Below are 13,104 nucleotides of genomic sequence, written 5' to 3'. Positions count from 1 at the left end.
ATGTATACAAAGATTCTCGGTACGGGGAGCTATTTGCCCGTGCAAGTTCGGACTAATGCCGACTTAGAAAAAATGGTGGATACCTCCGATGAGTGGATTGTCACGCGTACGGGTATTCGTGAACGTCGTATCGCTGCACCGGATGAGACTGTGGCCACAATGGGCCTGCACGCTGCTGAAAAAGCACTTGAAATGGCTGGCGTCAGCGTAAGCGACGTGGGTTTGATCATTGTTGCAACAACCTCATCTTCACATGCATTCCCAAGTTCAGCCTGCCAGGTGCAGAATATGCTGGGCATCAGGGATTGCGCAGCGTTCGATCTTGCAGCCGCATGTGCAGGTTTTACCTATGCACTGAGCGTTGCCGATCAATACATTAAAAACGGTGCCGTAAAATACGCGCTGGTGATCGGATCGGATGTGTTATCCCGTAAACTCGATCCTGAAGATCGCGGTACGGTGATCCTCTTTGGGGATGGCGCTGGCGCAGTATTGCTGGGGGCTAGCGAAGAGCAAGGCATCATTTCCACTCATATGCATGCCGATGGTCATTACGGCAATCTGCTGACGTTGGCTTACCCTAGCCAGTCAGAGCCGGAAAAACCTGCTTATGTCACCATGGCGGGGAATGAAGTCTTCAAAGTCGCGGTGACTGAACTGGCGCACATTGTCGATGAAACCCTGACGGCCAATAATCTCGACCGTTCCGAACTTGACTGGCTGGTGCCGCATCAGGCGAACCTGCGCATTATCAGTGCAACAGCGAAAAAGCTGGGCATGGGGATGGATAAAGTCGTTGTTACGCTCGATCGCCATGGTAATACCTCTGCGGCTTCTGTACCTGCAGCACTTGACGAAGCAGTTCGTGACGGCAGAATTCAGCGCGGGCAATTAGTGTTGCTCGAAGCATTTGGCGGTGGCTTTACCTGGGGCTCGGCGCTGGTACGTTTTTGATTTAACAGGATGATAAAAATGACAAAAATAGCGGTAGTCTTCCCTGGTCAGGGTTCTCAGACGCTTGGTATGCTGGCTGATTTAGCCGCTTCGCATCCGGTTGTTGAAGAAACATTTGCCGAGGCTTCTTCGGCGCTGGGGTACGATTTATGGCAGTTGGTGCAACAAGGACCGGCTGAAGAACTGAATAAAACCTGGCAGACGCAGCCGGCATTGCTGGCGGCATCTGTTGCTATCTGGCGCGTATGGCAGCAACAGAACGGCGCTCAGCCTGTTTTGATGGCAGGCCACAGCCTGGGTGAGTATTCCGCTTTGGTTTGTGCTGGCGTACTGGATTTTAAACAGGCGATTTCCCTGGTTGAACTGCGCGGTAAGCTGATGCAGGAAGCCGTTCCGGCGGGCACTGGCGCAATGTATGCGATCATCGGTCTGGATAATGACTCGATTGCCAAAGCCTGTGAAGAATCTGCACAGGGTCAGGTTGTTTCTCCGGTGAACTTCAACTCGCCAGGTCAGGTTGTGATCGCGGGTAACAAAGAAGCCGTAGAACGTGCGGGCGCAGCCTGTAAAGAAGCGGGTGCAAAACGTGCTCTGCCTCTGCCTGTCAGCGTGCCTTCACACTGTGCGCTGATGAAGCCAGCCGCTGAAAAGATGGCGATTGCACTCGAAAATGTCACTTTCAGCGCACCACAGTATTCTGTCGTGAATAACGTTGATGTGAAAATTGAAACGTCTCCTGAAGCCATCCGCAGTGCGCTGGTCCGTCAGTTGTACAGCCCGGTGCGCTGGACTGAGTCTGTGGAATTCATGGCAGCACAAGGCGTAGAACAATTATTAGAAGTGGGGCCGGGTAAAGTGCTGACCGGTCTGACCAAACGCATTGTTGATACCCTGACGGCAGCCGCTGTGAATGACACAGCAAGTCTGGCAGCGGCGCTTGAGCAGTAATAAGAGGATGAATATGAGCTTCGAAGGCAAAATTGCACTGGTTACCGGTGCCAGCCGTGGTATTGGCCGCGCAATCGCAGAAAAACTGGTTGCTGGCGGTGCAAAAGTGATCGGCACCGCGACCAGCGAGAAAGGTGCGGAAGCGATCGGCGAATATTTAGGCGAAAATGGCAAAGGTATTATGCTCAATGTGGTTGATTCTGCATCTATTGAGCAAGTATTGGCGACGATTCGAGCTGAATTTGGCGAAATTGATATTTTAGTTAATAATGCCGGCATTACCCGTGATAACCTTCTCATGCGTATGAAGGATGATGAGTGGCAGGATATCCTGGACACGAACCTGACTTCAGTGTTTCGGCTGTCAAAAGCTGTCATGCGGGCTATGATGAAGAAACGGTGTGGACGGATTATTACAATTGGTTCCGTTGTTGGCACCATGGGTAACGCAGGGCAGGCGAATTACGCGGCGGCTAAAGCTGGCTTGATTGGTTTTAGTAAGTCTTTGGCACGTGAGGTCGCTTCACGTGGCATTACTGTCAACGTCGTCGCTCCCGGCTTTATTGAGACGGATATGACAAGGGCGTTGACAGATGATCAACGCGCAGGCATTTTGTCATCAGTTCCAGCCAACCGGTTGGGCGATGCCAAAGAAATTGCCAGCGCCGTTGCTTTTTTAGCCTCTGACGAGGCCAGCTACATCACGGGTGAAACATTACATGTCAATGGCGGCATGTATATGATTTAAAAATTACGAAATTATTTGCGTTTTTTGCGGTAAAAACCGCAAAATAGAGCAAATTCGTGGTTTGACCAGCCTGGATTTAGTTGCATCTTTTTCAACATTTTATACACTACGAAAACCATCGCGAAAGCGAGTTTTGATAGGAAATTTAAGAGTATGAGCACTATCGAAGAACGCGTTAAGAAAATCATCGTTGAACAGCTGGGTGTTAAACAGGAAGAAGTAGTGAATGCTGCCTCTTTCGTAGACGACCTTGGCGCTGATTCTCTCGACACCGTTGAGCTGGTTATGGCTCTGGAAGAAGAGTTTGATACCGAGATCCCTGACGAAGAAGCTGAAAAAATCACTACTGTTCAGGCAGCAATTGATTTTATCAACGCTAGCCAACAGTAAGCTAAGCGTACATGCTTTAAGTTTAGATAGTTAGGCGGTCATTTGACCGCCTAAGTTTTTTATATCCCACGGTATTACTACTTTTTTCCCTCCCTGGAGGACACACGTGTCTAAGCGTCGAGTTGTAGTGACTGGACTGGGCATGCTGTCTCCTGTCGGCAATACTGTAGAGTCTACTTGGAACGCTCTCCTTGCCGGTCAGAGTGGCATCAGCCTGATCGACCATTTTGATACTAGTGCCTACGCAACGCGTTTTGCTGGCTTAGTAAAAGATTTTAACTGTGAAGACTTCATCCCGCGCAAAGATGCCCGCAAGATGGATGCCTTTATTCAGTATGGTATTACTGCCGGTATTCAGGCGATGCAAGACTCCGGGCTTGAAGTGACTGCTGAGAACGCGACACGCATTGGTGCGGCCATCGGTTCCGGTATCGGTGGACTTGGTCTGATTGAAGAAAACCATTCCTCATTGGTTAACGGTGGACCACGCAAAATTAGTCCTTTCTTCGTCCCATCAACGATCGTCAACATGATTGCAGGTCATTTGAGTATCATGTTCGGGTTACGTGGGCCGAGTATTTCCATTGCCACAGCTTGTACTTCCGGGGTGCATAATATTGGTCATGCAGCACGTATCATCGCCTATAACGATGCCGACGTGATGCTGGCAGGCGGCGCGGAAAAAGCCAGTACGCCGTTGGGTGTCGGTGGTTTCGGTGCAGCACGTGCGCTCTCTACGCGCAATGACAATCCTCAGGCGGCAAGCCGTCCGTGGGATAAAGATCGTGATGGTTTCGTACTGGGAGACGGCGCAGGTATTATGGTGCTGGAAGAGTACGAGCATGCCCGTAAACGCGGTGCAAAAATTTATGCTGAAATTGTTGGTTTTGGCATGAGCAGCGATGCTTACCATATGACGTCACCGCCGGAAGATGGTGCGGGTGCGGCACTGGCGATGGAAAATGCGCTGCGTGATGCGGGTGTTTCTGCGGCGCAGATTGGTTATATCAACGCGCATGGCACTTCGACGGCGGCGGGTGATAAAGCCGAAGCTCAGGCAGTTAAATCCGTCTTTGGTATTGATGCTCAGAAAGTTATGGTCAGCTCGACCAAGTCGATGACCGGCCATCTGTTAGGCGCAGCCGGTGCGGTGGAGTCCATTTTCACCTTGCTGGCACTACGCGATCAGGCGGTTCCACCGACCATCAATCTGGATAATCCTGATGAAGGTTGTGATCTGGATTTTGTACCTCACGAAGCGCGCCAGGTGAAAGATATGCAGTATTCACTGTGTAACTCGTTCGGTTTCGGCGGTACCAATGGTTCACTGGTGTTCCGTAAGATCTGACCCAGCACAGTAGTGTTTGTGAAGGCCCGTCAATCGGGCCTTTTTGCTGTCTGAATAAAAGCAAAGTCTGAATGCAACAGTGCATAAACGGGATGCGTGTTCCTGCTGGCCGTGCGTTTCAATACGATAAAGTAAGAATGCTCTCCTTGATGCGACAGACCGCCTCACGCAGGCTCTGCAATCAGAGAAACAGAACCATGAGATCCGGAGGAAGTAACCATGTGGATTAACGGTATGGCAGCCGAGACGTTGCCGGCAAGTGACCGTTCAGTGCAATTTGGTGACGGTTGCTTTACGACAGCGCGGGTGTCAGACGGCGTGATTGTGTTTCTGGCCCGACATATTCAGCGTCTGCAGCGTGCGGCGTCGGTACTGCGGATTGAGGGTGTGGACTGGACGGCTCTGGAACAGGAAATGGTTCTGGCTGCGGGACAACAGAAAGAGGCAGTGGTGAAAGCCGTTGTGACGCGCGGGGCGGGCGGTCGTGGTTACAGCGCCGCGGGCTGCTCGGCACCGACGCGCATTGTTTCTGCGTCTGCATATCCGGCGCATTATCATACGTGGCAACAACAGGGCGTAAAACTCGTGCTGAGTCCGGTCACACTGAGTAAAAACCCGTTGCTGGCCGGAATAAAACATCTTAACCGGCTGGAGCAGGTGATGATCCGCATGCATCTTGACCAGACAGAGGCTAATGAAGCGCTGGTGGTTGACACCTCGGGCTGCCTGGTGGAATGCTGTGCGGCTAATTTATTCTGGCGTAAGGGAAATCAGGTGTTTACGCCGGATTTATCGCAGTCCGGCGTTGACGGTATTATGCGTCAGCACATCATCCGCGTACTTGAAGCGACTTCCCCCTGGGTTGTGCACATCGTCAGTGAATCGCCGGACACATTAACCGATGCCGATGAAATACTGATTTGTAATGCCCTGATGCCCGTTCTGCCGGTGAATCAGATCGAAGATCAATATTACGTTTCACGGCGTTTGTACGATTTCCTGCTCCAGAGTTGTTAAAAAAGTGATTAAACAATGACAAACAAAAAGACCAAAATCTTCGCCCTGATTGTCCTGATTCTGTTAGGGCTGGCGACGTTTGCCTATCAAAAAGTAAAACAGTTTGCGGATCGACCCATCAATGTCAGCAGCGAAACGATCTTTACCTTGCCTGCGGGCACTGGCCGCGTGGTGCTGGAAACACTGCTAATCGATAAAAAACTGATGAAGCCCAATCCGTGGTTTCCGTGGTTATTACGCTTAGAACCTGAACTGAGCGAGTTTAAAGCCGGTACTTACCGTTTTGAAAAAGGCATGACAGTGCGTCAGATGCTTGAACTGCTGAAAAGCGGTAAAGAGGCCCAGTTCAGCGTTCGTTTTGTCGAGGGCTTTAAGCTCAGCGACTGGATGAAAGTTCTGGATAAATCAGAATATCTGAAGCATGAACTTAGCGGTAAAAGTGATGAAGACATTGCCGCCGCGCTGGGCGCAACGGACACCAAAAATGTCGAAGGCTGGCTGTATCCGGATACTTATCATTACACTGCGGGCATGACAGATTTATCTCTGCTCAAACGTGCTCATGTACGGATGGAAAAAACGGTAGCGGATATCTGGAAAGGTCGCATGGACTCACTGCCGTATAAAACGCCTGCTGATATGGTCACCATGGCGTCGATCATCGAAAAAGAAACGGCAGTAAAAGATGAGCGCCCGGAAGTCGCTTCAGTGTTTATCAACCGTCTGCGTATTGGTATGCGACTGCAAACCGATCCGACGGTGATTTACGGGATGGGTGATAAATACACTGGCAACATCACGAAAAAAGATTTAGAAACGCCAACGCCGTACAATACCTATGTGATCACCGGTCTGCCGCCGTCCCCTATTGCGATGCCAGGTGAGGCATCACTCCAGGCGGCTGCGCATCCGGCGAAGACACCGTATCTATACTTTGTCGCCGATGGTAAAGGCGGGCATACTTTCAGCACCAACCTTGAGAACCATAACAAAGCGGTTCGTGTGTACATAGAGGCGCTTAAGAACAAGAATGAAAAGTAACTTCATTGTTATTGAAGGCCTCGAAGGGGCAGGGAAAACCACCGCACATGACGTGGTCGTTAACGCGCTGCGCGAGCATGGCGTGGAAGACATTGTCTTCACCCGTGAACCGGGCGGCACGCCGCTGGCCGAGAAATTACGCGATTTATTCAAACGTGGCGTCGACGGCGAAAAACCGACTGTGAAAGCAGAAGTGCTGATGCTTTATGCCGCGCGCGTTCAGTTGGTTGAAACGGTAATTTTGCCTGCACTGGCGCGTGGCGCGTGGGTGGTCGGGGATCGTCATGATCTCTCCTCACAGGCCTATCAGGGCGGCGGTCGCGGAATTGATGCCAAACTGATGAGCTCTTTGCGTGATACTGTCCTGGGGGATTTCCGCCCGGATCTGACGCTGTATCTTGATCTGCCACCGGTTATTGGCCTGCAACGCGCCCGTGCCCGGGGTGAACTGGACCGTATCGAACAGGAAGCTTTGCCTTTCTTTGAACGCACGCGTGCGCGTTATCTCGCACTTGCTGCCGAAGACAGCCGCATCAAAACCATCGATGCTTCGCAATCCATTGAACAGGTCACTGCTTCTATCAATCTGACCCTGAAAAACTGGTTCGATGAGCAGGCCTTACAAGGCAGCGCATCATGAAGTGGTATCCGTGGCTCACCGGCCCGTACAGACAACTGACCGGGCAATATCAGACGGGGCGCGGCCACCACGCGGTGCTGATGCATGCGGCGGCGGGTATTGGCGATGAGGCACTGGTGTACGGTCTGAGTCGCTGGTTGCTTTGCCAGCACAAAGACGGCGAAAAAAGTTGCGGCACTTGTCATAGCTGCCAACTGATGATCGCCGGAAACCATCCAGACTGGCATATCCTGCAACCTGAAAAAGGCAAAAACTCACTGGGAATCGATCCGGTGCGTCAGCTGATTGAAACGTTGTACAACTATTCGCAGCAGGGCGGGGCAAAAGTCGTGTGGATCCCCCGGACGGAAATGCTGACCGAAGCGGCGGCCAACGCCTTACTGAAAACGCTGGAAGAGCCGCCTGCGGGCACCTATTTCCTGCTCGGTTGCCGTGAGCCTTCGGCCTTACTGGCGACGATCCGCAGCCGTTGTTCCTACTGGCATCTGCCGGTGCCCGATGAGGCGCTGGCGATCCAATGGATCAACCGCCAGCTTAGCGCCGATCCCATCGCGATTAAAACCGCACTGCGCCTGACCAGCGGTGCGCCGTTGTCTGCGATGGAACTGTTGCAGCCTGAACGGTGGAAGCAACGCGTGGCGCTTTGCCAGCAGCTTTATGTTCAGTGCCAGCAACACGATATGCTTTCCCTGTTACCGCAACTGAATCACGACGATGCCGCGGAACGCCTGTACTGGCTGGCGACATTATTGCTGGATGCTATCAAATGGCAGCAACATGCCGGGCAGTTCATCATTAATCACGATCAGCAGTCGCTGATTACCTTGCTGGCGGGCGCGCAGTCTAACGCGTCTCTGCAGCAGTCGGTTACAGCCTGGATGCACTGCCGTCAGCAATTGCTTTCCATCGTCGGGGTAAACCGCGAACTGCTGCTGACAGAACAGCTGCTGGAATGGGAACAGATGCTTCAGGGGACAGTTTCCCCGTCAATTTTCAGTTCCGCGTTATCGCGCTGATATCCATTTATCTTCAACAGACCGCAGAGTTAATTATTATGTTTTTAGTCGATTCCCACTGCCACCTCGACAGCCTGGATTACAACGAACTGCATTCCGGCGTGGACAGTGTGCTGGAAAAAGCCCGTGAACGTGATGTGAAATTCATGCTGGCCGTTGCAACAACGCTGCCGGGCTACCGCTCGATGACGCAACTGATTGGTGATCGCCCGGACGTGGCATTTTCCTGCGGTGTTCATCCGCTGAATATCGACGATGGTTACGACTTCAACGAACTGCGTGAGCTTGCGGTCAGTCCGAAAGTGGTGGCGATGGGGGAAACTGGCCTGGATTATTTTTATCAGAAAGAAGCCGGTCAGCTGAAACTGCAACAGGATTCTTTCCGTGAGCATATCCGCATTGGTCGTGAACTGAACAAGCCGGTGATCGTGCATACCCGCGATGCCCGTCAGGATACGCTGGATATTCTAAAAGAAGAGAACGCCGGTGAGTGTGGCGGCGTGCTGCACTGTTTCACCGAAGACTTACCGACCGCAGAGTTCCTGCTGGATTTGGGTTTTTATATTTCTTTCTCCGGCATTGTGACTTTCCGTAATGCGGAAGCGTTGCGTGAAGTGGCACGTTATGTCCCGCTGGATCGTTTGCTGGTGGAAACGGATTCGCCATATCTGGCACCGGTACCGCATCGCGGAAAGGAAAACCAGCCTGCTTATGTGCGTGACGTTGCCGAATACATGGCAGTGCTCAAAGGCGTGAGCGTGGAACGGCTTGCCGAAGCCACCACCGCAAACTTTTCACGATTATTTCACATCGACTCTTTCTCCCTGATCTAGTCTGAAGCGAGGTCATATTCTCTGGATTTATTTTTCACCTCGTAATTAATCCTGTGAATGAGGTATCTTGGCACCGTTTTTGGCGGTGTCAGGGGTTTTTATTCGGATTTTATGTTGATAAATGGTGGCTTTTAAGGCGCGATTGCTGCATTTTTCAGAAAAACGTGACTGCCATCAAACATTAACAAAGGGAATTATTTTACCCTGCGTAAAAATTAAAAGGGGTGCTCAGACACCCGATAGCAAAGGGCAGTACGACCCTTTGCAAAGCGGTGAGTTATCAGGCTAAACCGCAAGAAGTATCAAAAAGCATCATTACTCAGGAGCACAATCAATTATGTTTAAGAACGCGTTTGCAAACCTTCAAAAGGTCGGTAAATCGCTAATGCTGCCAGTATCCGTACTGCCAATCGCAGGTATCCTGCTTGGTGTCGGTTCTGCAAACTTTAGCTGGCTGCCACTGATCGTTTCTCATGTTATGGCCGAAGCCGGTGGTTCAGTCTTCGCTAACATGCCTCTGATCTTTGCTATCGGTGTTGCCTTAGGCTTCACTAACAACGACGGTGTTTCTGCACTGGCGTCCGTTGTGGCATACGGCATCATGGTGAAAACCATGGCGGTTGTTGCCCCATTGGTTCTGCATTTGCCCGCTGAAGAAATTGCAGCCAAGCATCTGGCCGATACCGGCGTATTGGGGGGTATCATCTCCGGTGCGATTGCGGCCTACATGTTCAACCGTTTCTACCGTATCAAGTTGCCAGAATACCTGGGCTTCTTTGCCGGTAAACGTTTTGTTCCGATCATCTCTGGTCTGGCTGCGATTATCCTGGGCGTGGTGCTGTCCTTCATCTGGCCGCCAATCGGTACAGGTATTCAGACCTTCTCACAATGGGCCGCTTATCAGAACCCGGTGGTGGCGTTCGGTATTTACGGTGTCGTTGAACGTGCACTGGTGCCGTTTGGTCTGCACCATATCTGGAACGTTCCATTCCAGATGCAAATCGGTGAGTACGTGAACTCTGCAGGTCAGGTGTTCCACGGCGATATCCCACGTTACATGGCCGGTGACCCGACTGCGGGTAAACTGTCAGGCGGCTTCCTGTTCAAAATGTACGGTCTGCCTGCTGCTGCGGTGGCCATCTGGCATTCAGCGAAACCTGAAAACCGTGCAAAAGTCGGCGGTATCATGATTTCCGCTGCACTGACTGCATTCCTGACCGGTATCACTGAGCCAATCGAATTTTCCTTCATGTTCGTTGCGCCGATCCTGTACGTGATCCACGCGATTCTGGCCGGTCTGGCATTCCCGATCTGTATCCTGCTGGGTATGCGTGACGGTACCAGCTTCTCGCACGGTCTGATCGACTTCATCGTCCTGAGCGGTAACAGCAGCAAAATCTGGTTGTTCCCAATCGTGGGTGCGGTGTATGCGGTCATTTACTACAGCATCTTCCGTTTCCTGATTGCGAAACTGGATCTGAAAACCCCTGGCCGTGAAGACGCAACCAGCGAAACCACGACTCAGGGCGGTTCTGAAATGTCTGCTTCTCTGGTTCAGGCTTTCGGCGGTAAAGAAAACATCACTAACCTCGATGCCTGTATTACCCGTCTGCGCGTCAGCGTGGCGGATGTATCCAAAGTGGATCAGGCTGGCCTGAAAAAATTGGGTGCAGCAGGTGTGGTGGTTGCGGGTTCTGGTGTTCAGGCAATTTTCGGTACCAAGTCTGACAACCTGAAAACCGATATGGACGAGTACATGCGTAACCATTAATGGTGAGCAATGTCTGGTTCTGAGAAAGGAGGCTCCGGCCTCTTTTTTTATGTCTGCGATTCGGCAGGGCGCTGGCTGACGCTTTCTGCGTCAATTAAGCATCAAAAAGCGTAATCAGGTTGAAAGGAATGGAAATTCTAACCCATACTGCGTACAACGCTTTTTACTTTGTTAAGGACAGTTAAGATGGCCGAAGAGACAATTTTCAGCAAAATTATTCGCCGTGAAATCCCTGCTGATGTGGTTTATCAGGACGAACTTGTCACCGCGTTTCGCGACATTTCTCCTCAGGCACCCAGCCACATTCTGATTATCCCGAATGTTCTGATCCCGACCATGAACGACGTGAATGCCACGCATGAAGCGGCGCTGGGCAGAATGATGACGGTGGCGGCGAAAATTGCTGAACAGGAAGGCATTGCCGAAAGCGGTTACCGCCTGATCGTCAACTGCAACCGAGACGGCGGTCAGGAGGTTTATCACATCCATATGCATCTGGTCGGTGGCCGTGCACTGGGTCCATTGCTGTCACGTCAGTAAGGGTAAACATGCGTTTTCTGATGGCGTTATTGCCGGTAATTTTGTTGATAGGCTGTAGCAGCAAGCCCACTATTGCACTGAATAATCAACAAAGAGTGGTAATGGAATCCCCTGTTCTGACGGCGGGCATCATCCCGGGTTCGCCATCCGTGTCTGATTCCGGCGGGCAGAAAAAAGCGACAACGACATTGGATAACAACCAGCCACACCCTGTCACCCTGCATTACCGTTTCTATTGGTATGATAAACAGGGGCTGGATTTATTCCCGGTCGCCGAGGCCAGAACCATTACCGTTCCTGCCAACAGTAGCGTGGACGTCAGTTCCATGAACGGTAATCTTGATGCGTACAGTGTGCGTATTTACCTTTATCTCTAATTTTTTATACGGAGAAGGTTGATGAAAAAGTATTTCCTCATTGTGGCAATGGCTGCATTGATCCTTGGCGGTTGTACGTTGCCAAACCAGCAGCAACCCCAACCACAGCAGCCTGAACAACCGCAGCAACCACAGCAGCCGTTGCCACCGGTGAACCCGCCGGTTCCTGAGCAGCCCCAGGTCCAGCCCGTTCCGCAGCCACCTAAATTTGCCAATATCGACTGGACAGCTACCGTTGAGCCAATGCTCGCGAAAATGCTGAAATCTGGTGGTGTGCAGCCGGGCAGCGTTCTGCTGGTGGATGGGGTGAAAAACAGCACCAACGGTTCCCTGCAAATGGCGAAAGCCACCGATGCATTGCGCAACGCGCTGGCCAATAACACCACCTTCCAGGTGGTGCCTGCCGGGCAACTGGCTTCGGCCAAACAGTCACTGGGATTATCGCCGGATGACAGTCTGGCTTCGGTCAGCAAGGCCATCGGCCTGGCAAACATCGTGAAAGCGCAGTACGTGCTTTACAGCACAGTGAGCGGCGACGTGAAAGCACCGACCATGTCGATGCGCCTGCTTACCGCACCGAGCGGAGAAATCGTCTGGTCAGGCCGCGGTGCAGTCCAGAATTAGCGCTGAGATTCTGCAAGCCGAACTACAGCAACTGATTGAACAACATTATCCGGCGGTGAAAACCGCCGGTTTTCGTTTATTACCGGTTGCCGGGCTGACCGGCGAAAGCTGGAGAATAAGCTCACCTGCTGGCGAATTTCTGGCACGTCATCAGTCTGCACAGCGGCAAGTTTCGGGCGCTGACCGGCAACGTGAAGCTGCGATTTTGCGGCATATCGCGCGGCATAAATTAGGCCCTTGTGTCAGACTTTATTCGCCGCCGTGGCTGATAGTCGACTGGATTGTCGGAACACCGCTTGATGATCAGGCGTTCGGCGCCGCTTCCGTGCGCAAGAGCTTATGCCAGCGTCTGGTGCAGTTACATCAGTTGCCGCTGTCGGGCTACCGGCTGGACTTACAGCAGCAATTTGCCCGTTACTGGCATCATATCGACCGGCGCAGGCTGACGCCGCACTGGTTGCGTTTGCACCAAAAAATGCTGTCGCAGGCTCCGCCGTCACCGCTGAAACTGGCGCTGGTGCATATGGATATTCACGCAGGTAATGTGCTGAATACGCCTGAGGGGCTGCGGCTGATTGACTGGGAATACGCGGCGAATGCGGATATTGCGCTGGAGCTGGCGGCGATTATTTGCGGTAACGGCTGGGATCATCATCAGCAAAACGCATTCATAGGCGAGTACGTAAATGCTGGCGGGTATCATAATTTAGCCGTTTTGCAGCAGCAGGTTAACCGCTGGATCCCCTGGGTCAATTACCTGATGCTGATGTGGTTTGAAGTGCGCTGGCAGCAGACCGGCGAGAGTCAATACAGTGAATGGGCGCGCCCGTTGCGCCCGTGATAATTATCTGAAAAAT

General features: G+C 52.0%; 15 protein-coding genes. All 15 read left to right on the top strand.

The genetic code is table 11. From position 1 onward, the window contains the following. On the top strand, positions 1 to 954 hold the full coding sequence (locus RAHAQ2_RS14390) for a beta-ketoacyl-ACP synthase III (protein WP_015697935.1): 954 nt from the start codon (positions 1 to 3) through the stop codon (positions 952 to 954). An 18-nt stretch (positions 955 to 972) separates the two neighbouring features. Beyond that, positions 973 to 1,902, top strand: coding sequence for an ACP S-malonyltransferase (gene fabD, locus RAHAQ2_RS14385; protein ID WP_015697934.1), 930 nt, complete (start codon positions 973 to 975; stop codon positions 1,900 to 1,902). Positions 1,903 to 1,915: 13 nt separating this feature from the next. Continuing rightward, positions 1,916 to 2,650: a 3-oxoacyl-ACP reductase FabG gene (gene fabG, locus RAHAQ2_RS14380; protein WP_013576245.1), complete on the top strand. Its 735-nt coding sequence runs from the start codon at positions 1,916 to 1,918 to the stop codon at positions 2,648 to 2,650. 153 nt (positions 2,651 to 2,803) lie between these two features. Continuing rightward, the gene (gene acpP / locus RAHAQ2_RS14375) at positions 2,804 to 3,040 is read left to right on the top strand and encodes an acyl carrier protein (protein WP_015690190.1); all 237 of its coding nucleotides are present in this window, start codon (positions 2,804 to 2,806) and stop codon (positions 3,038 to 3,040) included. A 106-nt stretch (positions 3,041 to 3,146) separates the two neighbouring features. Then, positions 3,147 to 4,388 (top strand): beta-ketoacyl-ACP synthase II, encoded by a 1,242-nt coding sequence (fabF, locus tag RAHAQ2_RS14370; protein ID WP_015697933.1) that lies wholly within the window; start codon positions 3,147 to 3,149, stop codon positions 4,386 to 4,388. Between the two features lie 219 nt (positions 4,389 to 4,607). Next, positions 4,608 to 5,405 (top strand): aminodeoxychorismate lyase, encoded by a 798-nt coding sequence (gene pabC, locus RAHAQ2_RS14365; RefSeq protein WP_015697932.1) that lies wholly within the window; start codon positions 4,608 to 4,610, stop codon positions 5,403 to 5,405. A gap of 15 nt (positions 5,406 to 5,420) precedes the next feature. Then, positions 5,421 to 6,446 carry an endolytic transglycosylase MltG gene (gene mltG / locus RAHAQ2_RS14360; RefSeq protein WP_015697931.1) on the top strand — a complete coding sequence of 342 codons (1,026 nt, stop codon included), beginning with the start codon at positions 5,421 to 5,423 and terminating at the stop codon, positions 6,444 to 6,446. Beyond that, positions 6,436 to 7,086 (top strand): dTMP kinase, encoded by a 651-nt coding sequence (gene tmk, locus RAHAQ2_RS14355; protein WP_015697930.1) that lies wholly within the window; start codon positions 6,436 to 6,438, stop codon positions 7,084 to 7,086. Before mltG ends, tmk begins: the two co-directional genes overlap by 11 nt. Continuing rightward, positions 7,083 to 8,102 carry a DNA polymerase III subunit delta' gene (gene holB / locus RAHAQ2_RS14350; RefSeq protein ID WP_015697929.1) on the top strand — a complete coding sequence of 340 codons (1,020 nt, stop codon included), beginning with the start codon at positions 7,083 to 7,085 and terminating at the stop codon, positions 8,100 to 8,102. Before tmk ends, holB begins: the two co-directional genes overlap by 4 nt. A gap of 38 nt (positions 8,103 to 8,140) precedes the next feature. Further along, the gene (locus tag RAHAQ2_RS14345; protein ID WP_015697928.1) at positions 8,141 to 8,935 is read left to right on the top strand and encodes a metal-dependent hydrolase; all 795 of its coding nucleotides are present in this window, start codon (positions 8,141 to 8,143) and stop codon (positions 8,933 to 8,935) included. 337 nt (positions 8,936 to 9,272) lie between these two features. Next, a complete protein-coding gene (ptsG, locus tag RAHAQ2_RS14340) occupies positions 9,273 to 10,706 on the top strand; it encodes a PTS glucose transporter subunit IIBC (protein ID WP_015697927.1) in 1,434 nt (477 codons plus the stop codon). 186 nt (positions 10,707 to 10,892) lie between these two features. Continuing rightward, positions 10,893 to 11,246 (top strand): purine nucleoside phosphoramidase, encoded by a 354-nt coding sequence (gene hinT / locus RAHAQ2_RS14335; protein WP_015697926.1) that lies wholly within the window; start codon positions 10,893 to 10,895, stop codon positions 11,244 to 11,246. 8 nt (positions 11,247 to 11,254) lie between these two features. Next, a complete protein-coding gene (locus RAHAQ2_RS14330; protein WP_015697925.1) occupies positions 11,255 to 11,623 on the top strand; it encodes a YcfL family putative periplasmic lipoprotein in 369 nt (122 codons plus the stop codon). Between the two features lie 21 nt (positions 11,624 to 11,644). Then, complete coding sequence (gene lpoB, locus RAHAQ2_RS14325) at positions 11,645 to 12,247, top strand: penicillin-binding protein activator LpoB (protein ID WP_015697924.1); 603 nt, start codon at positions 11,645 to 11,647, stop codon at positions 12,245 to 12,247. Beyond that, entirely contained in the window at positions 12,231 to 13,088 is an 858-nt protein-coding gene (locus tag RAHAQ2_RS14320; RefSeq protein ID WP_015697923.1) for a phosphotransferase, read from the top strand. The genes lpoB and RAHAQ2_RS14320 overlap by 17 nt, the downstream gene beginning before the upstream one ends. The last annotated feature ends 16 nt before the right edge of the window (positions 13,089 to 13,104 follow it).

Source organism: Rahnella aquatilis CIP 78.65 = ATCC 33071 (genome assembly GCF_000241955.1).
GTDB lineage: Bacteria > Pseudomonadota > Gammaproteobacteria > Enterobacterales > Enterobacteriaceae > Rahnella > Rahnella aquatilis.
Note: the sequence above shows the minus strand (reverse complement) of the source record. Positions and strands in the feature narration are given on the sequence as shown.

Excerpts from the sequence above, each read along its gene's own strand:
- RAHAQ2_RS14390 (WP_015697935.1), top strand. The coding sequence starts at position 1 with ATGTATACAAAGATTCTCGGTACGGGGAGCTATTTGCCCGTGCAAGTT.
- fabD (WP_015697934.1), top strand. The coding sequence starts at position 973 with ATGACAAAAATAGCGGTAGTCTTCCCTGGTCAGGGTTCTCAGACGCTT.
- fabG (WP_013576245.1), top strand. The coding sequence starts at position 1,916 with ATGAGCTTCGAAGGCAAAATTGCACTGGTTACCGGTGCCAGCCGTGGT.
- acpP (WP_015690190.1), top strand. The coding sequence starts at position 2,804 with ATGAGCACTATCGAAGAACGCGTTAAGAAAATCATCGTTGAACAGCTG.
- pabC (WP_015697932.1), top strand. The coding sequence starts at position 4,608 with ATGTGGATTAACGGTATGGCAGCCGAGACGTTGCCGGCAAGTGACCGT.
- mltG (WP_015697931.1), top strand. The coding sequence starts at position 5,421 with ATGACAAACAAAAAGACCAAAATCTTCGCCCTGATTGTCCTGATTCTG.
- tmk (WP_015697930.1), top strand. The coding sequence starts at position 6,436 with ATGAAAAGTAACTTCATTGTTATTGAAGGCCTCGAAGGGGCAGGGAAA.
- holB (WP_015697929.1), top strand. The coding sequence starts at position 7,083 with ATGAAGTGGTATCCGTGGCTCACCGGCCCGTACAGACAACTGACCGGG.
- RAHAQ2_RS14345 (WP_015697928.1), top strand. The coding sequence starts at position 8,141 with ATGTTTTTAGTCGATTCCCACTGCCACCTCGACAGCCTGGATTACAAC.
- ptsG (WP_015697927.1), top strand. The coding sequence starts at position 9,273 with ATGTTTAAGAACGCGTTTGCAAACCTTCAAAAGGTCGGTAAATCGCTA.
- hinT (WP_015697926.1), top strand. The coding sequence starts at position 10,893 with ATGGCCGAAGAGACAATTTTCAGCAAAATTATTCGCCGTGAAATCCCT.
- RAHAQ2_RS14330 (WP_015697925.1), top strand. The coding sequence starts at position 11,255 with ATGCGTTTTCTGATGGCGTTATTGCCGGTAATTTTGTTGATAGGCTGT.
- lpoB (WP_015697924.1), top strand. The coding sequence starts at position 11,645 with ATGAAAAAGTATTTCCTCATTGTGGCAATGGCTGCATTGATCCTTGGC.